Annotated in this window: 1 pseudogene; it reads left to right on the top strand. The window is 53.4% G+C overall.

The features are described from left to right. Positions 1-609, top strand: a pseudogene (locus O2S87_RS18725) (ISH6 family transposase); the annotation flags it as partial.

The following is a 609-nucleotide window of genomic DNA, read 5'->3' as shown; positions in this document are numbered from 1 at the left end:
TGAACAGTCACACTTCCGCCCTGTTGAGAACCTCATTCAGTTCGATGGCAAGAAGCGGTATCAAGAGGATATCTCTGTTAAGACAGCCGATCTCGCCACGACGCTGTCGTATCGGGATGCTGCGTCGGCGGGCGACGGCTTCGAGAAGATGCCGTCGCCCGACACCATCCAGCGGCGAGTCAAAGACTACGGTCAGAAACTCTCATCGTTTGTTTCTGACCACATTCCAGGTACAGAAGCTGGCACCGTCATCCCGGACGGGACAATGTGTTATAGTCAGGATGACGACCGTAGTCAGCACGAGGTTCAGATCACACTCGCGGAAGACGATGATGGTGAAACTCGATCCGTGCTTGATGTCTCGGTTAATGCTGACTGGACCAACATAGCGGGTGAGCTTGACGAGCAGAACGCAATCACTGACGACGCAGCGGTCGTCAGTGATAGCGAAGACAGACTTGTGACGGCCTTTACTGCCAAAGAACGGTACCACCAACTCGATTTGGTACATGTTCCACGGTCGCTCAGACACAGGCTATCCGTTGATGGTACACTGGATCTGGAGACACGGAAAGAGATAATCTCAGACGTGAGCGGTGAGTTGTTCCA

Source organism: Halohasta sp. A2, assembly GCF_056175805.1.
The sequence above is the reverse complement of the archived record's forward strand: the minus strand, read 5'-3'. Positions and strand labels throughout refer to the sequence as shown.